The following is a 20909-nucleotide window of genomic DNA, read 5'->3' on the forward strand; positions in this document are numbered from 1 at the left end:
GTTTTGTTGTTTATTTATTATGTTTCCAATTGCTGTAAATCCCAAAAAGAATGATCCAGATGGTTGCTCCAATCGCTCCAATGTATGTTGATTCTTGCAAGAAGAGACAAACGAATACAAAGAGGAAGAAAACAATGGTCAATGGATTCAACACTTTATAGGCTGGCATGACAAAACCATCTGGCATAAATTCTTTCGATTTACGGTACTTAAGATGGGCAAGCATAGTCAAAATGTAAATAGCAATGTAGACACCAGAAGAAGATGCCGTAATCAAGGCAAAGGCATCTGAGACACCTGGCAACACATTGATAAAGGCAGAAACAGCAACTACAATCGCAGAAAAAATAATCGCGCGACTTGGAATCCCCATACGAGATAAGCTATTCAGTTTCAAACGATTCATCACTTTGCTGTTTGGTGTTTCTTTTGCAATCTGGTACAAGTGACGCCCTGTTGAATAGAGGGTGGAATTCAAGGAAGATGCAGCAGCTGTCAGTACGACAAAATTAATCAATCCTGCTGCCCACTTGATTCCTACCATCTGAAAGACCGTTACAAACGGTGACTTATTGACGGGAAGCTGTTGCCAAGGGAAAATAGCCATAATCGCCAACAATGCTCCTACATAAAAGATTACAATTCGGATTGGAATTTCTTTAATGGCTTTTGGCAATACTTGGCGGGGATTAGCGGTTTCAGAAGTAGTAATTCCAACAAACTCGATCGCTTGGTAAGCAAAGAAGACCATTTGGAAGGCCATGACGAACTTGACCCAACCATTTGGAAACATTTGAAAACCACTAGTAATATTGGTTAAACTAGCGTGTCCAGCTGGTGTTTCAAAGTTCGTCGTCACCATAAAGATCCCTGTTACGATCAGGGCTAAAATCGTGACAATCTTGATCATTCCAAACCAGAATTCAACCTCTCCAAAAACCTTCACAGCGATCAAGTTTACACAACTTAAAAGCGCTAAAAAGATAATTTGAATCTGCCAGGCTGGCCAATTTGGAAACCAAAGCTGGACATAGTTGGAAACAGCAGTGATCTCTGCCATTCCCAAAAATACCAAGGAGACCCAATAGGACCATCCTGAAAAATAACCCCAACCTTTTCCTAGATACTTGGTGATAAAGTTGATAAAGGTGTGTTGATCTGGATCCATATAGAGCATTTCTCCGATTGCCCGCATCATCAAGTACATGAAGGCGCCAGTCAGCATATAGACTAAAATAATAGAGGGTCCTGTCAAAGAAAGGGAACGACCGGCTCCAAGAAAGAGTCCTGTCCCGATGGTTCCTGCAATAGCGATCAGCTGAACATGCCGATTTTGCAGACCACGAACCATCCCATTTTCGGTTTCTTCACCAGGATGATGTTTTTTTGACATATGATTACTCCAATTCTTTTTCTGTACATTTTCAGAAAAGTATACTTCAAATTTTCACACAATCTACTATACCATGTTTTTAAAAATTGGTCAATCTAGTCCAGAATATTCTGAATTTTATAGATTAAAAAGAGTGCTGGAGTCTCTTCCAGCACTTTTTTGATTATGAATTAGGATCATCGAGACTACGGCCATGCAAACCTTTTTCTCGTTGCACTTGGCGTAGTTTCTCAGGTGTTACATCGTTACCTTCTTCATCCACAATTTTGATCCCTTCAATGTGGTGACGAACTGAACGACGATAACCTTCAATGTATTCTTCACGAAGTTTTGCTTGCTCCACTGCTTCTTCTGGCGTCAAACCTTCTGTTTTTTTCTTTTTAGCAAGCTCATTGATCCGAGCAATTTTTTCAGGTGTCATAATAAAACCTACTTTCTACCTGTCATCAGGTGCTTATTTTGTGTTCAATTGATTAAAGGCTGCAACAGCATTAGCTTTCGCTACAAGGCCTGCAAGAAGGGCCAAACGGTTGTTTTTAACAGCCTCATTTTCTGCCATCACCATGGTATTGTCAAAGAAAGCATCAATGACTGGGCTCAGAGCAAAGAGTTGAGCCAATTTGTCGCTAGCTGAACCGGTCAATTCAAGCTCTTCAATCGCTTTAGCAAGGGCTTTTTCTTGATCATTTTCAAAGAGACTAGCGTCGACTGCTACTGAAGCATCTGCTTTTTCTGCCAAGTTGAAAGCACGTGAGAGGGATTCAACAGCTGCCTTGTAACCATCGGTCTTCGCAGCTTCTGAAAGAGCTTCAGCTGCTTCCAGCATATCAGCCACGACAAAGTTTGAACCAGCAAGAACAGCGTCTTTGATATCTTTTGGTGTGCGTCCCATCATCTTGTCCACACGCGCCTTGATGAAGTTGAGCACTTCTGCTTGATTGTCATAGGAAAGGCTATCAAATGAAAGTCCGTAAAGGCTGTCAATCAACTCATCCATAGGGATGTGCCAACCAAAGGCATCCAAGATACGAACAATCCCTTGTGTTGCACGACGAAGTGCATAAGGGTCATTGGAACCTGATGGAATCAAGCCAACTGAGAAGAAGGAAAGAAGGGTATCCAATTTATCTGCAAGGGCAAGAATGGCACCAACCTTAGTCTCTGGAAGGGCTCCGTCTGCTGAATCAGGAAGGTAGTGCTCACGGATAGCTCTCGCAACCGCAGCATCTTCACCAGCGAGAAGGGCGTATTTTTCACCCATGATTCCTTGCAATTCATCAAACTCACCGACCATACCCGTCAAGAGGTCAAATTTGTAGATTTCAGCTGCACGAGCGACGGCTGCCGTTTCTTCTGCAGTCAAACCAGCTTGCTCAGCTAGTGACGCTGCAATAACACCCGCACGCGCCATGTGTTCTGAAAGAGAACCAATTTTTTCATGGAAGGTCACGTTCGCCAATTTAGCAACGAGGTCTTCAATCTTAAGTTTTTGGTCTTCACGCCAGAAAAATTCACCATCTTCAAGACGTGCCACCAAGACTTTTTCATTTCCTCGGATAACATTTTCCAAGTGCTCAGCGTTCCCATTACGGACGGAGATGAAGTTTGGTTTCAGCTTACCATCAAGGTCACGTACAACAAAGTAACGTTGGTGCGTTTCCATTGAGGTCACCAAAACTTCTTCTGGAACATCCAAATATTTAGTGTCAAAACTTCCCATAAAGGCAGTTGGATATTCGACCAAGTTCAAGACTTCGTTCAAAAGTCCTTCTTCGATTTGAACTTGAACACCTTGTTCTGCTTCGATAGCCTTAATTTGCTCACGAATCATGTTTTCACGTTCTTTGCTATCCGCAATCACGTAAACCGTGCGAAGGTCTTCTTCATACGAATCCGCATTGGTAATTTCTACTTCATGTCCAAGGAAACGGTGCCCACGACTCACACGACCCGACTTAATATCCAAGAAATCAAGGTCGAGTGCTTCGTCGCCCAAAAGAACGATCAAGGTGTGAACTGGGCGAATGTATTCAAAGGTGTTGTTAGCCCAGTGCATGCTAACAGGGAAGGTCAATGAAGCAAGCACCTCTGGAAGGCCAGCCAAGACTTCTTTAGCTGGTTTTCCAGCTTCGTGCTTCGTAACATAAACGTACTCTTCACCCTTGACTTCACGGAATTCGATATCATCAACCGTCAAGCCTTTCCCACGGACGAATCCTTGAGCCGCTTTTGAGAAGTTTCCATCTGCATCCAAGGCGATTTTCTTAGAAGGTCCTTTAAAATCTTCGGTCAAATCAGATTGTTGATCTGCTAAACCAATCACACGGATAGCCAAACGGCGTGGTGTTGAGAAGGTTTGAATGCTTTCGTATGAAAGTCGGTTGTCATCCAAGAAGGCTGCCATTTTCTCACCGAGTTGTTTTTCACTTGGTGTGACAACGTAGGCTGGCAACTCTTCAAGTCCAAGTTCTACTAATAAGTTTTTTGTCATGTTTTTTCTCCGAAAAATATCTTTTTTTCCAGTTTGCCTTATGTGATTGGCACGCAAGCAACCGACTTCGTCGTTTCATTGCTAAAATTGGAGCCTAAGGTCTCCAATTTTGCCTGGTATCGTTAGTTTCTCTAACGATACCTTTATCACTGCGGCAACTGGTTCTGTAGGATTGCTCGATCAGCCAATCCCATCTAATACACTCTCGTTATTCTTCCTCTTCTGCTAGGAGTTTGGCGCGTGTGGCTTCGTCGAGAAGTGGGTAACCAAGTTTTTTACGTTCTGCGACGAAGGTTTTGGCTACGACACGGGCCAAGTTACGGATACGGGCAATGTAACCGGCACGTTCTGTAACGGATACAGCACCACGAGCATCAAGCAAGTTGAAGGTATGCGAACATTTCAAAACGTAGTCATAGGCTGGGTGAACAAGGCCCAATTCCAAAGCACGTCCTGCTTCTTTTTCAAATTTTTCGAAGTTTTCAAGAAGCATATCTTGGTCAGAAACTTCAAAGCTGTATTTTGAGTGTTCATATTCTGGTTGAAGGAAGATTTCTCCGTATTTAACGCCTGGAGCCCACTCGATGTCGTAAACAGAATCAACTTCTTGGATGTAAGAAGCCAAACGTTCCAATCCGTAAGTGACCTCAGAAGTTACTGGGCCAGTTGCCAATCCACCAACTTGTTGGAAGTAGGTGAACTGAGTGATTTCCATACCATCAAGCCAAACTTCCCAACCAAGACCAGCTGAACCAGTTGATGGGTTTTCCCAGTTATCTTCAACGAAACGAATATCGTGTTCCAAAGGATTGATCCCCAATTTTTCCAATGATTCAAGGTAGAGCTCTTGGATGTTTGATGGTGATGGTTTCATCACCACTTGGAATTGGTGGTGTTGGTAAAGACGGTTTGGGTTTTCCCCGTAACGTCCATCCGCTGGACGACGTGATGGTTCTACATAAGCCGCATTCCATGGCTCAGGACCAATGGCACGAAGGAAGGTATATGGACTCATGGTTCCCGCACCTTTTTCATTATCATAAGCCTGCATGAGCATACAACCCTGGTCATTCCAGTATTGTTGTAAAGTCAAAATAATTTCTTGGAAGGTTAGTTTTTTAGACATGTTTTACTCCTTTTTCATAAAGTTTCTTGTGACTCAGGATACAAAAAGAACCGTGTCTTCGCTCCTAAGTACTTTGACCTAGGGGCGTCAAAAACGCGGTTCCACCCTAATTTATTACTTCATTTTATCTTACTTTACTCAGCTTTTTGCTGAGAGAAAGCGCCACTTGCTTACTTTGCTCTACTTGGCTCTCACTATCCCAAGCTCGCTAGAAAAACGCCGTAAGCCCTTCTTTCTTGACTAGTATTATAGCAAATTTTTAATGACTTGTAAATTAAAATCCGCATGAGACAATCGTTTCATACGGATTTTAGGCTAACAAACTATTTTGTTTTGCTTATGGACGACTTACAGCTTTTGGTTTTTTACTGGGTAAAGATTTCTGAAATATAAAGACCAAAGTTCAAGAAGTTGATATCTTTTGTTTTATCAAAGGATTTTAAAAAACCGAGAACGAAACTGTCCTCGGTTTTCATTAATGAATAGAAATTCTCTTTTAAAAATCTTTGGTGTCTGGATCTGGTGCACCTGCTTCAACCGGAAGATGACGAAGGAGTTCCACATCATCTGCCGTCAATTCAAAATCAAAGCAATTTAAATTACTCGCAATCCGCTCAGGCGTAACCGATTTGGGCAATGGAAGGAAACCTTCTTGCAAACTCCAAGCCAGGGCTAGTTGAGCAACGGTCTTTCCATATTTAGTAGCCATTTCTTTTACTTGTTCATTTTGGAACAATTCTCCTTGGCCAAAAGGTCCCCAAGCCTCTAATAAAATGCCATGCTTGCGACTCGCTGCAATGGCTTCGCTTTGGTAAACCCCAGGTGCTAGACGAATTTGGTTCACAGACGGAATGACCCGAGCTGTTTCAAGGAGGGCTTCCAAATGATGAGGCAGAAAATTGCTAATACCAATAGCTCGAACCTTGCCAGCAGCTAGCATATCTTCCATTGCTCGCCAAACCTCAGCATTCCGTTCTTTCCAAGCATCATTTTCTCGAAGGGGCTTTGGATTTGGCCAATGAATCAAATAAAGATCGACATAGTCCAAGCCCAGTTTCTCAAGAGACTCGTCCAAAGCAACTTGAGCATCTTCATAGGTGTGATGAGTATTCCAAAGTTTGCTGGTAATAAACAGGTCTTCGCGCGCAAGACCACTATCCTTGATGGCCCGACCAACACTCTCTTCATTTTGATAAATCGCAGCTGTATCGATATGGCGATAACCTGCTTTTAAAGCAGCTAAAACAGCTTGATAGGCTTCTTCTCCATCCGCTGCTTTCCAAGTTCCAAATCCCAATACAGGAATCTCCACCCCATTATTTAAACGATAATGATTCATTTTTTCTTTCCTTTCTTCGATTTCGGTTTCTTAGGCCCTCGAAGCTTGAGCTCTGGCTTAAAAATATTCTTCTTGGTTGGCTCCATCTTCTTGCTATAAAAACTATAGAGTAAAAATGCCCCACCAACAATCACAATAAAGATATTTTTTCTAACAATCCCATAGAGCAAGAAAAAAATTCCCATCAATAAAAAACGTATATCAATCGCCTTCATAAGCTACCTCACATTTCAATTCCCATTATAGCATGAAAAGGCAGCATTCACAAAATTGTACTACCATTGGTAAACAAAAAGACCATCCAGAATGTTTAACTCCCATGAATACCTCACAAAAACCTCTCTAGGTATGACCTAGAGAGGAATTGTTCGTTCTTTAATTTTTGAATCTAGTTGGCAGCTTGGTAACGTTTGACTCCATCAAGATAGGTCGCAACCAGATCCAAATTTTGGTCAAGTACGATGAAGTCCGCATCATATCCTTCACGGATTTGACCACAAACATCATCAATATGGACTGATTTTGCCGGATTGAGGCTGGCCATCATCACTGCTTCGTGAGGGTTAGCAATTCCCCACTCTACAACATTTTTTAATCCATCTTTCAATTTCAAGATTGAGCCAGCTAGATTACCAGTTGATTTCAAGCGAGCCGTCCCTTCAGCAACCACAACTGGGAATTCCCCAAGCATGTAGTCCCCATCTTCTAAGCCCCCGGCTGTCATACAGTCAGTTATCAAGGCAACATTTTCTTTCCCTTTTTGTTTCATCAGGATATCACACGCTAGAGGATCAACGTGATGGCCATCACAGATCAACTCTGCTGTAGTATGAGGCAACTCATACATGGCACCAACCATACCGAGTTCACGGTGCGTCAAACCACGCATACCATTGTAGGCATGCACCCAGACACTCGCACCTGCATCTACCGCTTTTTTAGCTTCTTCAAAAGTTGCATTGGAGTGTCCAAGGGCGACTGTCACTCCTTCTCCTGTAATGGTCCGAACAAAGTCTTCCACCCCTTCACGCTCAGGAGCAAGGGCAATCTTATTCAACAGACCATTGGCAGCTTTTTGCCAAGCCCGGAATTCTTCCATACTTGGATCCTTCATATAAGCTGGGTTTTGAGCTCCCTTGTATTTTTCTGTAAAATAAGGGCCTTCAAAATAAATCCCGCGAATCTTGGCTCCTGTTGCTTCTTTGTATCGTGCACCGATATTTTCAGTTACTGCCAAAAGTTGTTCGTAAGAGGAAGTCAAGGTCGTAGGCAAAAAGCTCGTAACCCCTGTACTCAAGAGACCTTCACTCATGGTATGGAGAGTGCCTTCGATATTGTTATCCATCACATCTACCCCACCAAAACCGTGAATATGGGTATCTACGAGACCTGGCGCAATGCTGTAACCAGAATAATCCAGTACATTCGCACCTTCTGGTAAGCTTTCCACATGTTTTCCAAACTTGCCATCAACAAGCTCCAAATAGCCTCCGCGGCGAACCCCATGTGGGTAATAAAATTGATCTGCTTTAATATATGTAGACATAAAATCGTCCTTTCCATTGTAGAAACAAACGTTCCTTTTTTATTCATACATATTATAACGCTTTCAGTTTCATTTGTAAATGGTATAGACCTATTTTTGGATAGAATCCAATAAAAACAGAGCAAGCTTCCTACTTACTCTGTTTGACGTTCATTAAATTTGCTCTATTTGTACTTTTTCAGCTAGATTCAGGGCATGGTCCGCGACACGTGTATAGTGAGAAATGATATCAATAAAGTTCACTCCTGCTTGCGGCGTACATTCGCCTTGGTTCAAACGACGTATATGAGTTTTCCGTAGTCTTTTCTCCAACTTTTCAATTGCCTCGTGACGTGCTACTAGTTGGTTTGCAAGACTCACATCATTGTTCTCAACAGCTTTTAAGGCATCCTCTACAAACTCATGAGTTTGGTTGTAAATATCTTCCAATTCAGCCAAGGCCGCTTCTGAAAAGACGACTTTCTTACGAATTAAATAATCAGTCAGATTGATCAAGGCTTCCGCGTGATCTCCAATCCGCTCCAAATCCCGTGAGGAATCTAAGATATTGGTGAGAACTTCACTTTCTCTCGGACTCAAGGCTTCACTCGACAAACGAATCAAGTAGCGAGTTAAATCCTCATCAATGGTATTAATGGCTTCTTCTGTCTTATGTCCCTTTTCAGCTGTTTTTTCATTTTGATGAACAATATAATCATAAGAGAGATTAAAAGCTTTGTCTGCATATCCACCTAAATGAAGCAACTCTTTTTTCGCATTTCCTAGAGCAATCGAAGGCGCTTGAGTGATCAAGTTTTCATCCAAGTAGAGCGGCTCATATTTGACAACCTCATCCTCACCAGGAATCAGTTTGGTTACAAAGTATGCCAAAGCTCCAATGAATGGGAACTGGATGATGGTATTGGTTATATTAAAGGTTCCGTGAGCAAAGGCTATGGTCATTTCTGGGGATAAATGAAGAGTCGTTTCAAACCATTGAATCAAAGAGGTAAACGGAACAAGGAAGACAAGACAGATAATGGTTCCGATAACATTAAAGGCTACATGGGCACCTGCCACACGTTTGGCCGCAATATTAGCTCCCAAGGAAGCAATGATAGCTGTAATGGTCGTTCCGATATTATCACCAAAGAGAACTGGGAGGGCTCCTTTCAGGTCAATCAAATGACTAGCATAGAGATTTTGCAAGATACCAATGGTTGCAGAAGAGGCCTGAATCAAAAGTGTTAAGCCTGATCCAACAAAGACACCCAAGATAGGACTTTTACTTAACTGCACCATATAGTCACGAAAGACTTGCAAATCTTTAAGAGGTTCCATATCCCCACTCATCAAGTTGAGGGCAAAGAAGATACCACCGACACCAAAAACGATTCGTCCAACATTATTAACCAAACGATTTTTGGTAAAGAAGAGACAAACCGCTCCGATAAAGAGCATGGGAAGAGCGTAGTCTCCTAATTTAAAACCAATGATAAAGGAGGTAATAGTCGTTCCAATATTGGCCCCCATAACAATACCAATAGCTTGACGGAGGGTTAGAAGTCCTGCACTCACCAGACCGACCGTAATCACTGTAACCCCTGAACTCGACTGAATCAAGGCAGTCATCCCAATCCCTACTAGAACCCCTAGAAAGGGATTACTCGTATATTTATCAATATAGTATCGAAGTCGATCTCCTGCAGCCTGTTGCAAGCCTTCTCCCATGGTTTTAATACTATAGAGAAAGAGCCCCAGCCCTCCCAAAAAGTTAAATACAATTTCCTGCCAGTTAATCGACATGTTCATTCCTCCAAATTTGAGATCAGAAATAAAACTCCTCTCCTATTGTAAAGGATAATTTCCAATCACACAAGAGATTTCTGTAAATTTCTATTATTTTTTGAAACCGTTTTTTCCTTCTGTTTTATTTTCCTCGTTTTAAGAGCCAAAAAAAGAGGGTGGAAAATTTCCAACCCGAGACTGTAGACAAACTATTCTTTTTTATAAATCTAATAAATTCTATAAAAAGAAATGTTACTCGTTAGAGTGATTCAATCATCTACTGAAACTTTTCGTCGTGAGAAAAGTACCTGAAACTTAATAGTTTCAGGTACTCGGAATTATTGAGACCTTAGGCTCAATAATTAGTCATGGAACTTCGAAGAAGTTCGCTGACGTCCGTACTCACCTAAGGAAAGTTTCTAAGAAGACTTTGTCTTTCAATCTGGGCGTGGAAAATTTCCAACCTCTCTAGTCTTTGTTCAAATTGCGTAACATCTCATCGATCTTGTTACCGTATTCGATAGACTCGTCTTTGACAAAAGTAAGATCCGGAATCTTGTACAGTTTCAAATTCCGACCTAATTCACGCTTGATGGTTCCTGTTGCTTTTTCAAGGCCTGTCTGAGCCTTTTGATTGTCTGAAGCCAAATCACTCATAATTGAATAATACACTTTGGCCATAGACAAATCACCTAGCATTTGAACATCCGTAATGGTGACGCCTTGAACACGCGGGTCACGGACTTTCTTTTGTAAAATCTCATTTACTTCACGCTTGATTTCCATCCCTACTCGGTCTGTCCGAAAATGACTTGCCATAGGAACTCCTTTCTGCTCTGTGTTTAAAAACTAGGAAATCAGAGGAGAACCCTCTTTTTTCCTAGTCAGCTTGCTTATTTTTTAATTTCTTCCATGATGTAGGCTTCGATGGTATCATCTGTCTTGATATCATTGTAACCTTCAATCATCAATCCACCTTCACGACCATTTGTGATCTCTTTGACATCATCTTTGAAGTGTTTCAAGCTTGCAAGAGCTCCGTCATAGATCACGACACCGTCACGAATGACACGGACTTTGGAATCACGTGTAACCTTACCACTGAGGACCATAAATCCACCGATGGTACCCACCTTAGAGACCTTAAAGGTTTCGCGAATAACTGCTTCCCCGATGACTTTCTCTTCGAACTCAGGATCCAACATACCCTTCATGGCATCTTCCATTTCTTCAATCACTTTGTAGATAATTGAGTGAAGACGGATTTCCACCTCGTCAGCTTCAGCTTGTTGACGTGCTTGTGGAGTAGGACGGACGTTAAATCCGATGATGAAGGCATTTGAAGCTTCTGCAAGGGTCACGTCTGATTCGTTGATGGCACCAACCGCTGAGTGAACGATGGTCACTTTCACACCTTCTACTTCAATCTTTTGAAGGGAAGCAGCAAGGGCTTCAACCGAACCTTGGACATCGGCTTTAATGATGACATTAACAGATTTCACTTCCCCAGCCTTCAAGGTATCAAAGAGGTTTTCAAGGCTGACGCGGTTGGTTGCTTGACGTTGTTTCATCAGAGCACGTTTGGCACGTTCTTCACCGGCCGCACGCGCAGATTTCTCATCTTCATATACTGCGAAGTGGTCACCCGCCATTGGCGCTTCGTTCAAACCAGTGATAGAAACCGGAGTAGATGGTCCTGCTACCTTCACACGACGGCCAAGGTCATTGGTCATGGCACGGACACGTCCAAAGGTATTTCCGACAACGATTGGGTCTTGGACATTCAAGGTACCTTGTTGAACAAGGAGGGTTGCCACCGCACCTTTTCCTTTATCCAAACGCGCTTCGATAACGGTACCGATGGCACGAACAGTTGGATCTGCCTTGAGTTCTTGGATTTCGGCCACAAGAAGGACAGTTTCCAACAACTCATCGATGTTTTGGTTGAACTTGGCTGAGATTTCTACAAACTCAGAATCTCCACCCCAGGCAGTTGACATCACACCGTGTTCAGCCAATTCACCGATTACACGCTCTGGATTGGCACCTGGTTTATCAATCTTGTTGATGGCCACAATGATTGGAACATTGGCAGCTTTTGAGTGGTTGATAGCTTCGATAGTTTGAGGCATAACCCCGTCATCTGCCGCTACGACCAAAATGGTAATATCAGTAACAGAGGCACCACGCGCCCGCATAGAAGTAAAGGCCGCGTGTCCAGGTGTATCCAAGAAGGTAATCTTCTTGCCATTTTCAACGATTTGGTAGGCACCGATATGCTGAGTGATCCCACCAGCTTCACCTGTCGCCACACGGGAGTTACGAAGGGTATCCAAAAGGGTTGTCTTACCATGGTCAACGTGTCCCATGATGGTGACAACTGGTGGGCGTTCTACCAACTCATCCGGATTCAAGTAACCATCTTCAACGAAGAAGCGTTCGATATCGGCATTGTCCACTTCAACCTTTTTCTTGGCTTCAATTCCATAATCCACCATCAAGAGTTCAATCGTATCTCCATCCAGCGATTGGTTTTGAGTCGCCATGACTCCCATCATAAAGAGTTTCTTGACGATTTCAGCAGGTTCACGCTTGATCCGTTTTGCGATTTCTGCAACCGTCATTCCATCCGTATACTCAAATTCACTTGGTAATTCATGGAATTTACGCTCTGTTACTGGTTTTGGAGCATCATTACGGTTGTTCTTTCCTTTTTTATTCTTCTTACTGTTATTCCAGTTACTATTTTTCTGATTTCTCACTTGATTTTGACTATTTCGATTCCTTTGTTGTTTTCTTGGACCATCTTCTTCACGATCAAAATCATCGCGTTTCTTATCTGGTCGCGCTTGTTTCTTCCGACGTGTATCGACTTGAGCTGGAGTAGCGGCAACAACTGGTTTTGTATGGTTCTCAACAGCTGGCTCCTGTACAAGTGCGTTCACTTCTGGTGCTTCTACCCGTTTCCGGCGCTGTTGACGTTCTTGTTCTGCTTTTGCAGCTTGTTGTTTGTAGCGATCTTCACTTCCACGTGCGTACTCAGCATGTTGTTCAGCTTTCAGTGCTGCTGCACGCGCTTTGAAATCAACTTTTGGTGCCACTTGGGGTTGTTCACCACGTCTTTGATCTGGTCGGTTATTGCGACGATCAGATCCTTGATTTCGTTGTTCATTTCGCTCTTGTGGTCGTTGATTTCGATTGTCACCATTTCGCTGATTGTCCTTGCGATCGCGTTTTGGACGGTTATCTTGTTGTTTTCTGCGTTCAGCTTGCTCTTTTGCACGTGCTTCTCGTTCCGCTTTAAAGTTACGACTCTTTGGTTTAACAGCTGGTGTTACTGATTTTGTCTCAGTTGCCTCTTCTTTTTTGACGGGTGCTGCTTCTTTTTTCTCTGCGACAGCCGTTGTCTTGGCAGCCACTTCTGCTACTTTCTTTTCGACTGTTTCCTTTTTCGCTGCAAAGCTCTTGATCAACTTTTCAGCAACATCAGTATCGACACTAGATGCATGACTCTTGACGTCAAAACCTAATTCTTTCGCACGAGTGACGACTTCCTTACTTTCCTTGCCCAATTCTTTGGCAATTTCGTATAATCTTTTCTTAGACAATTGCTGTCCTCCTCTTCTATTCCATAAGAGACCTCATTTTCTTTGAAAATCCAGCATCTACAACGGCGACGACCTTACGGGCACGTCCGATTGCAGTGCTTAATTCTAGTGTTGAAAACACGGTAGATACTTGAACCTCATAATAGCGACCCTTATCTGTCACCTTTTTTGTCAGGTTACTAGCTGCATCATTTGCCAGAAAAACTAATTTTGCTTTTTCTTCCTGGATTGCTTTGATCACGAGTTCTTCTCCAGAAATGAGTTTTCCTGCTCTTTGCGCCAAGCCCAACAAATTACTTATCTTTTGCTTATTCAAGGCCTAACTCTCTTCTCTTCACCTTATGATCTACATAAGCGATCAATTCATCATAGAAAGCTTCTTCCACTTCCATATTAAAGCTACGATTAAAAACTTTCTTTTTCTTAGCAAGTGTCGCTTCTTCATTGTCTAGCTTGATGTAAGCACCTCGACCATTGGCTTTGCCAGTTGGATCGATAAAGACTTGTCCTTCTTTATTTTTGACAATGCGGAGCAAATCGCGCTTATCAATAATTTCATTTGAAACGACAGATTTTCTTAAAGGGATTTTTCTTGTTTTTACCATTTTCCCTTCCTCTCTTAATCGACTTGCTCTTGACTACTTTCTACTTGGTCTTCAAAAGTTTCTTGAGCTACTTCCATTTCTTCGAACTCACTATCAGATTTGATGTCGATGCGGTAACCGGTCAAATGAGCAGCCAAACGAACGTTTTGACCACGACGACCGATGGCAAGAGATAATTTATTATCTGGTACCACAACGAGAGCATGTTTGCTATCTTCGTCATCAAAAATAACTTGGTCCACTTCTGCAGGAGCGATCGCATTGTAGATAAATTCAGCTGGATCTGGAACCCACTCGATCACATCGATATTTTCTTCTGTCGGAACCATTCGGTCTAATTTTTGATCGTATCGAGCTGGGTGGAATTTGCTGGTAATCTTTTTAATGTTCGATCCACCACGACCAACGATCGTCCCAATCGCGTCTACGTTTGGATTATGGCTACGAACCGCAACTTTTGTACGATCTCCAGCTTCGCGCGCGACACTCATAATCTCAACAGTACCATCATAAACTTCAGGAATTTCTTGTTCCATCAAACGTTTGATCATTTCAGGGTGGCTCCGACTAACAAAGACATTGACGCCACGTGGGTTATCTTCTACCTTGTAGACAAAAACTTCGATCCGGTCATGAGATTGGAATACCTCACCCGGGATTTGGTCTTGCTTAGACAATTGTGCTTCGATCGAACCAAGATTAACATAGATAAAACGATTATCAAAGCGCTCCACCGTTCCACTCATGATTTCATTTTCATGCTCTTTATAAGTGTTATAGGTGATGGTGCGCGTTTGCTTCCGCATTTTTTCCATGATGGTTTGTTTGGCAGATTGAGCTGCTACGCGACCAAATTCAGCTGGTGCTTCTTCAAACTTGATCTTGTCACCCAACTCATAAGCAGAGCTAATGGCCAAGGCATCCTTCAAGCTGATTTCTAAACGGCTATCAAAGACCTCATCGACTACTTCACGAACCGTATAAACACGGAAATCTCCAGTTTTTTCATTGAATTCAATCGCTGCACTTTCTGATTGTCCATAACGACGGCGATAAGCTGAACGCAATGATTCTGTGACTGCTTCGATGATATCTTCTTTTTTGATCCCTTTGTCTTCTTCCAAAATGCGGAAGGCTTCTAGCATTTCTTTACTCATGTTTTTCTTGCCTCTTCTATAAAGGCATCCTTTCTTTCATTCTGTTACAATTTTACAGCCAACCTTGCTTTGGACACAAGGTTATAAGGAATATCCACTGTTTTCTTTCGTGTTTTATCCATATACTCAATGGTCAAAACATCCTCTTCAAAACCTATTAGGTTCCCCTCAAAGACCTTTTGCTTTTCAACAGCCTTGTACAAGCTAATATTGACGTACTTACCAACAGCTCCCTCGAGTGCTTCCTTGGTTTTCAAAGGTCTCTCCAAGCCAGGACTGGTGACTTCTAAAAAGTACTGTTCTGGAAATGGGTCTGGTTTGATTTGATCCAATAGCGGACTGATGATTTCTGTCAAATCCGCTGTATCATTCAGTGTGATTCCTTCTGGTTTGTCTACGAAAATGCTTAAGACGTAGTCACCACCCATTTTGCCATATTCAACATCGACCAATTCAAATGGTTCCTTTATAGCTGGCTGAATCACTTCTGTTACTAAGTCAACAATCGTTGCGATGGTTGCCACCTCCTCATAGATAAGAGGCGAAGATATTTCCCCGCCTCTCCTTTTCTATTCATTTAGTGTATTATAGCACGATTCCCCAACGATTGCAAGGAATATGCTAAAACTGTGCTTCTACACGGTAAATGACCTGACCTTTACTTGAGAACTTCTTCTCATATTCGGTCATGACATTCCCCTCGAAATCACTAGCATGAAGGTCCAACCAGACTCCCTTCAAAGTCATTCCATATTGCGAAAAGCTCACCAAACTGTATTCAAACAAACCTCGGTTGTCTGTTTTAAAGTGAATCTCCCCATGTTCTGGAAGAATTTGTTTAAAGGTGTCTAGGAAGGTCTTGTAAGTCAAGCGACGTTTTTCATGACGTTTCTTTGGCCATGGATCTGAAAAATTCAGATAGAGTTGATCAATTTCACCATCTTCAAAATAGTTGGTCAAGCTATCCCCATCTACCCAAAGCAATTTAATGTTAGGAACATCAGCTTCTAAGACCTTATCTAAAGCATAGCTCAAGACCGATTTTTGAATATCAATTCCGATGTAGTTGATCTCTGGATTGGCCTTAGCCATCCCAGTAATAAAGGCTCCTTTTCCACTTCCCACTTCAATATGGATGGGGTGGTCATTTCCGAAAATCCCATGCCATTTTCCCTTAGCATCTTCTGGATTTAGGACCACATATTGTGGATTGGCTTCTAGTAATTCTGTCGCTCCTTTACGATTTCTAACTCTCATATTTCCTTTCCATATTTCAACCGGAAATTGCGCAGAGCATAGATCTCGCGATTGACATTTTCTAAATCATTATTTTCATAGTATTTAGCAATTTGCCACAAGAAGGAGTATTGACCAAACCAATAGAGTTTATCAAACACCTTTTGGTTGTACTTGTAACCATAATAACCTAACCAATCGCGCCAATTGGAATCTGGAATATAGTGACTCAAGATATGCGCCACATCCAACATCCTGTCAGTTAAACGAACGGAATCCCAATCGACTAGATAAATCAAGCCGCTCTCTGTCTCAATCCAGTTACTATGACGGACATCCCCATGGACGATCGTCGCATAATCCTCCCGAAAGGCTGGCACTGTCTTCCGTAAATTCTTTACGACTGATTGGATGTAGTGGTTCTGACGTAGGGCAATTGGCAACCGGTTACTCCAAGAATTGAGTAACTCTAAAGGAGATTCCACAGGATACCCAAGTTTCTTTAATTGGGTCATCAAAGGTCTAGAACGGTGCAATCTCGTTAAAATATTGACCACTTGTTTTTTTGACATTCCATTTGGCGTGAGAATCTCCCCATTCAACCATTCTTGGGCACTCATCACATTTCCATCTGGCAAACGTCGACTCCATAACAATTGAGGAGCAATCTGTTCTTTTGCTAGACCCGCAAGGATTGGGGTCGTATTCATTTTTACAAAAACGCGCCCACCATCTGGGTAGGTCCCCATGTAGGCCTTCCCACTCTTCCCAGGAATTGGGGTGAGGCTTAGCTCTTTTTCATTCGAGTCCATCTTTTCCTCCGTAAAAAGTTTCCAATCTATTTTACTAATTTTAACGACTTTCGTCAACCAAGCGCGCCATTTTAAATGGAAGATAGAGCAGGGTTAAAGCAACTGTATAAGCTAATAAGCCTAGTAACAGGACTTTATCTGATATAAAGACCAGGCCAATTCCCCCTTCTATCACCGTTATCATCCCCATGACCAGCTGAATCGTTTTATTTAACCCTGCCTTTTTACTGCCCCTTTTCATCGGGAAAAGAAGGGTCAACGGTTGGTAATCAAAAGCACTATAAAGCCCCAGTAATTGAAAAATAATTAAGTAATTGAGCAAGGCTACAAGCGCAATCACCACGAGAGGTTGAGGAATAAAGATCATGGCAAGAATGGAAAGAGCCAAGAGCCGTAGGGTCATAGAGAAAATATCTCCATTCCGTAGGAAGGAGCGCATATACAAGTGAAGCCAAGTATTCCCATGTGTTTTGGGAAGAAGCCCTAAGAAACCATCCAAGTAAGCTCTTCTTTTAACACTGTTGGTAATGCCTTTCACCGTTGTAAACAAGGCAAAGAAACGAAGAATCAATTGTTTCCTTGCATTCTCACGAGCAATGGCCAAGGTCCAATTCAAATTTCCATCCTGGTAGAAACGCGCTTCCTTCCAGCTAAAAACAGCCCCTTTAGCCACCCCTAAGACAAGGATATAGGCTACAATAGCAAGGTTACCCAGCCCCGTTGCCAGAAGAAGAGGCACAAATAATAGAAGGATAACACTTTGAATCAAAAGCCAAAATACAAAAGACTTCCTGACCTGCCCTTTGATATAGTTTTTCACTTCCTCTTCCTTTACCAAAAGGAATAAAGCATCGGGCTTCTCTAAGTAGGTCGCAATAGAGCCTATCGGAACCAAGAGGAGCAAACCAATCATGAGACTCCAGCGGATCAGGCTTGTATCTTTGGGGAGATCTTGTAAGAATTGGCTGTATTGAACCGCCAAAAATCCTATGAAAATCAGCATAAAGAGGACGAAATGATCATTGAGAACATAGCGACTATATTTTACACATTGAGTTCGAAACGTTTCTTGCCGTTTTTTCATCAACTCTTTCATGCTGTTTCCTCTTCTGTCAAGGTCATGTAGATATCATTTAGACTTGCTTTCTCATCCTCAAAAGTTGAACGCAACTCATCTAAGGTCCCTTTTGCTCGAATCTGCCCCTTATGGAGGATTACAAAACCATCACACATCTTTTCAGCCGAATCCAGAACGTGGGTACTCATCAAAATCGATTTTCCTTTTGCTTTCTCATCTGCCAATAACTGAATCAAATCTGCAATCGCAACAGGATCCAATCCCAAAAAGGGTTCATCGACAATATAAAGACTTGGATCCACTGCATAGGCACAAATAATCATGACCTTTTGCTTCATCCCTTTTGAAAACTGGGTCGGGAACCAATCTAATTTTTCAGCCAAACGAAATCGTTCCAACAAAGGCTGGACGCGCACCATGACCTGATCCATGTCTAAATCATAGGCCATAGCTACGGTCTCGATATGCTCTCTCAAGGTTAATTCTTCATATAGGCTAGGAGTTTCTGGAATATAGCCGATTTTTTTACGATAGTCAGTTGGAGCTTCTGGAAGACTCAAGCCGTCAATCCGTACTTCCCCAGCATAAGGATGCAGGAGACCAATAATTTCATTAATCGTGGTTGACTTCCCAGCTCCATTTAGTCCAATCAAACCAATCAGTTGGCCATCCGGAACTGAAAAACTCACCTCTTTCAGGACAGGGATATTGACATAGCCCCCTGTCAACTTGTTGATTTCTAACATATTTTCTCCGATTTCTGGTATAATGTTCTTATATTATAACAAAATTTAGTCTAAATGAGGTGTATTTATGGTTGACGATTGTATTTTTTGTAAGATTATAGCTGGCGACATTCCTTCCTCCAAAGTCTATGAGGACGAGGAAGTCCTCGCATTTTTGGACATCTCTCAGGTTACACCAGGTCATACGTTAGTAGTTCCAAAAAAACACGCTCGCAACCTCTTAGAGATGGACGAAACCGCCACAGCTCAACTATTTGCACGTGTTTCTATAGTTGCTAAAAAAGTAGAAGCTGCTACCCAAGCTAAGGGAATGAATATCATCAGCAACATGGAAGAGGTTTCTGGACAAACCGTATTTCACACACATGTCCACATTATCCCTCGCTATTCCGATCAAGATGAGCTTGCCATTTCTTTTACTGAACACGAGCCTAATTTTGAACAACTAGCAGTTCTCGCAGAAACCATCAAAAACAGTTAAAAAGGAGGCCATATGAAACTCAAAAATCTCTTTTGGTTTGCAACAGGAGCTAGCATTAGCTACCACCTAGTAAAAAACCGCAAAGAAATTAAAACAGAGGTGACTGAATCCAGCCAATTGGTCAAGGGAATTCAAGATAACCTAGCAAAAATCCAACGCAATCTGGATATTATCCAAGACCAAAAAACCAATCTTCAAGAATTGGTAACGGATTTCCAATACAAGACCAAACTATTTAGTCAACAAGCAACAGCCTCTCTAAAAGAAATTCAAGACATCTGGCAACCAAGTAAAAACGATTGAGAAAACTCAATCGTTTTTTTCTTATTCTGAAGGTACCGTAGGTGTCACACTGCTCGACTCTGTAGCTGCAGGGGCAACTGGCGTTACAGGAGCAACGGAACTTTGAGGTGTCACTACACCTGTATCCTGGGTTGATGGTACAACTGGTAGTTGGTTATACTCTTGGTAAACAGGTGCTTCCTCAGATGTTGCTACTGGAGTATCATTTTGAGAAGAAGAATTCTTCAACTCTTCGTCTCCATCCAATAAGTAAGCATTTGTTTTCAGTGTTTTAATTTCTTTCTTTCCTAAAGCTTTGCGGATGATATTTTGAATTTTCAAGAGATGTTTTGAAGTGACAATCTGATAACTTCCACCATCTGCCAAGGTCGCATCTTCTCCTTTCAGCTGATACTGATGAATCGTTGAAAGGGCGTCTTTATATCCGAGTAATTGAAGAAGACTGTTGCTATCAAGTGAAATGTTGGTTTGCATATTGTCACTAACAGACTCAATAATTCCTTTGTAGTGACTCAAACTATTGAGGCTTAAAACTTTCTCAACAATTTTTTTAATCACTTCACGTTGGCGTTTTTGACGCCCATAGTCTCCTTCCGGGTCTTGGTAGCGCATCCGTGAGTAAACGAGTGCTTGGTCCCCATTAATTTCCTGACGTCCTGGTGCGATTTTAGCCGTATATTCTGGCTCATTTTCCTCAATCGAGATATCGAAGTCAAATGGATTGTTAACCGTGATCCCACCAACCTTATCCACTAATTGAACCAATCCCTTCATATTGATCATGACATAGCGGTCAATATGGATATTCAAAAGATCTTGAATGGTCTTAATGGCTAACTTGGCACCACCTTGAGCATAAGCCGAATTCAATTTTGCTTGGACCGTTTCACCATCTGAAGTAATATTGGTTAGGATATCTCTTTCCAAGCTCGTCATGGTTGTTTCTTTTGTTTGAGGATTAACAGTCACCAAAATCATGGTATCACTATTTCCAGCCCAAGGATCTTCCCTAGAACCACTACCTGTATCAACCCCCATCAAAAGGATGGTCATCGGCTTGTTTTCTGCAATGACATTGGTCTCATTTCCAAAGCTCTTATAGGTCTTACTGAGTGCCCCCGTCGTCTGATTAAGGATGGTAAGGCCATAGGCTCCGACCCCAATCACTGTTACCGTCAATAAGCTCAAAAACATCAAAATAATTTTTTTAACCATATAGAA

The 20909-nt window shown here is 42.1% G+C and carries 20 protein-coding genes and 2 pseudogenes; 2 read left to right on the forward strand and 20 right to left on the reverse strand.

What is annotated here, in order from left to right:
- Positions 1-10: 10 nt before the first annotated feature.
- From SM121_RS09490 to SM121_RS09575, 19 genes and pseudogenes are all read right to left on the reverse strand, one after another.
- Positions 11-1393: an amino acid permease gene (locus tag SM121_RS09490; RefSeq protein WP_151379210.1), complete on the reverse strand. Its 1383-nt coding sequence runs from the start codon at positions 1391-1393 to the stop codon at positions 11-13.
- 163 nt (positions 1394-1556) lie between these two features.
- Positions 1557-1814 carry a DUF896 family protein gene (locus SM121_RS09495; protein WP_003012632.1) on the reverse strand — a complete coding sequence of 86 codons (258 nt, stop codon included), beginning with the start codon at positions 1812-1814 and terminating at the stop codon, positions 1557-1559.
- Between the two features lie 33 nt (positions 1815-1847).
- On the reverse strand, positions 1848-3884 hold the full coding sequence (gene glyS / locus SM121_RS09500) for a glycine--tRNA ligase subunit beta (protein ID WP_320910907.1): 2037 nt from the start codon (positions 3882-3884) through the stop codon (positions 1848-1850).
- Between the two features lie 208 nt (positions 3885-4092).
- On the reverse strand, positions 4093-5010 hold the full coding sequence (gene glyQ / locus SM121_RS09505) for a glycine--tRNA ligase subunit alpha (RefSeq protein WP_002886077.1): 918 nt from the start codon (positions 5008-5010) through the stop codon (positions 4093-4095).
- A gap of 496 nt (positions 5011-5506) precedes the next feature.
- Positions 5507-6349, reverse strand: coding sequence for an aldo/keto reductase (locus SM121_RS09510; RefSeq protein ID WP_320910908.1), 843 nt, complete (start codon positions 6347-6349; stop codon positions 5507-5509).
- Positions 6346-6564 (reverse strand): hypothetical protein, encoded by a 219-nt coding sequence (locus tag SM121_RS09515; RefSeq protein WP_003018530.1) that lies wholly within the window; start codon positions 6562-6564, stop codon positions 6346-6348. Before SM121_RS09515 ends, SM121_RS09510 begins: the two co-directional genes overlap by 4 nt.
- Positions 6565-6737: 173 nt before the next feature.
- Entirely contained in the window at positions 6738-7895 is a 1158-nt protein-coding gene (nagA, locus tag SM121_RS09520) for an N-acetylglucosamine-6-phosphate deacetylase (protein ID WP_155173182.1), read from the reverse strand.
- A 153-nt stretch (positions 7896-8048) separates the two neighbouring features.
- Positions 8049-9680, reverse strand: coding sequence for a Na/Pi cotransporter family protein (locus tag SM121_RS09525; RefSeq protein ID WP_320911332.1), 1632 nt, complete (start codon positions 9678-9680; stop codon positions 8049-8051).
- Between the two features lie 450 nt (positions 9681-10130).
- Entirely contained in the window at positions 10131-10481 is a 351-nt protein-coding gene (gene rbfA / locus SM121_RS09530; protein WP_003003976.1) for a 30S ribosome-binding factor RbfA, read from the reverse strand.
- Between the two features lie 74 nt (positions 10482-10555).
- Positions 10556-12757, reverse strand: a pseudogene (gene infB, locus SM121_RS09535) (translation initiation factor IF-2); the annotation flags it as partial.
- Between the two features lie 389 nt (positions 12758-13146).
- Positions 13147-13270 (reverse strand): annotated as a pseudogene (locus SM121_RS09750) (translation initiation factor IF-2 N-terminal domain-containing protein); the annotation flags it as partial.
- Between the two features lie 16 nt (positions 13271-13286).
- Entirely contained in the window at positions 13287-13586 is a 300-nt protein-coding gene (locus SM121_RS09540; RefSeq protein WP_003003969.1) for a YlxQ-related RNA-binding protein, read from the reverse strand.
- Positions 13579-13875: an RNase P modulator RnpM gene (gene rnpM / locus SM121_RS09545; protein ID WP_003003906.1), complete on the reverse strand. Its 297-nt coding sequence runs from the start codon at positions 13873-13875 to the stop codon at positions 13579-13581. The genes SM121_RS09540 and rnpM overlap by 8 nt, the downstream gene beginning before the upstream one ends.
- 14 nt (positions 13876-13889) lie before the next feature.
- On the reverse strand, positions 13890-15032 hold the full coding sequence (gene nusA / locus SM121_RS09550) for a transcription termination factor NusA (RefSeq protein WP_320910909.1): 1143 nt from the start codon (positions 15030-15032) through the stop codon (positions 13890-13892).
- Between the two features lie 44 nt (positions 15033-15076).
- A complete protein-coding gene (rimP, locus tag SM121_RS09555) occupies positions 15077-15556 on the reverse strand; it encodes a ribosome maturation factor RimP (RefSeq protein ID WP_070449014.1) in 480 nt (159 codons plus the stop codon).
- Between the two features lie 97 nt (positions 15557-15653).
- On the reverse strand, positions 15654-16289 hold the full coding sequence (gene trmB, locus SM121_RS09560) for a tRNA (guanosine(46)-N7)-methyltransferase TrmB (protein WP_023920251.1): 636 nt from the start codon (positions 16287-16289) through the stop codon (positions 15654-15656).
- Positions 16286-17080: a cell cycle regulator CcrZ gene (ccrZ, locus tag SM121_RS09565; RefSeq protein ID WP_023920250.1), complete on the reverse strand. Its 795-nt coding sequence runs from the start codon at positions 17078-17080 to the stop codon at positions 16286-16288. The genes trmB and ccrZ overlap by 4 nt, the downstream gene beginning before the upstream one ends.
- Before the next feature lie 40 nt (positions 17081-17120).
- Positions 17121-18176, reverse strand: a complete 1056-nt coding sequence (locus SM121_RS09570; RefSeq protein ID WP_272108659.1) for an ABC transporter permease — start codon at positions 18174-18176, stop codon at positions 17121-17123.
- Positions 18173-18904, reverse strand: coding sequence for an ABC transporter ATP-binding protein (locus SM121_RS09575; protein ID WP_223345670.1), 732 nt, complete (start codon positions 18902-18904; stop codon positions 18173-18175). Before SM121_RS09575 ends, SM121_RS09570 begins: the two co-directional genes overlap by 4 nt.
- A 67-nt stretch (positions 18905-18971) precedes the next feature.
- Between SM121_RS09575 and SM121_RS09580 the strand changes: the two genes are divergently transcribed.
- Positions 18972-19385, forward strand: a complete 414-nt coding sequence (locus tag SM121_RS09580; RefSeq protein ID WP_129299731.1) for an HIT family protein — start codon at positions 18972-18974, stop codon at positions 19383-19385.
- A gap of 12 nt (positions 19386-19397) precedes the next feature.
- Entirely contained in the window at positions 19398-19688 is a 291-nt protein-coding gene (locus SM121_RS09585; protein WP_003012641.1) for a hypothetical protein, read from the forward strand.
- Positions 19689-19709: 21 nt separating this feature from the next.
- Here SM121_RS09585 and lytR read toward each other — a convergent pair whose 3' ends face one another.
- A complete protein-coding gene (gene lytR, locus SM121_RS09590) occupies positions 19710-20903 on the reverse strand; it encodes a glycopolymer--peptidoglycan transferase LytR (RefSeq protein ID WP_155127756.1) in 1194 nt (397 codons plus the stop codon).
- Between the last annotated feature and the right edge of the window lie 6 nt (positions 20904-20909).

The organism is Streptococcus sp. S1 (assembly GCF_034137685.1).
In the GTDB taxonomy this organism is placed as follows: domain Bacteria; phylum Bacillota; class Bacilli; order Lactobacillales; family Streptococcaceae; genus Streptococcus; species Streptococcus dentalis.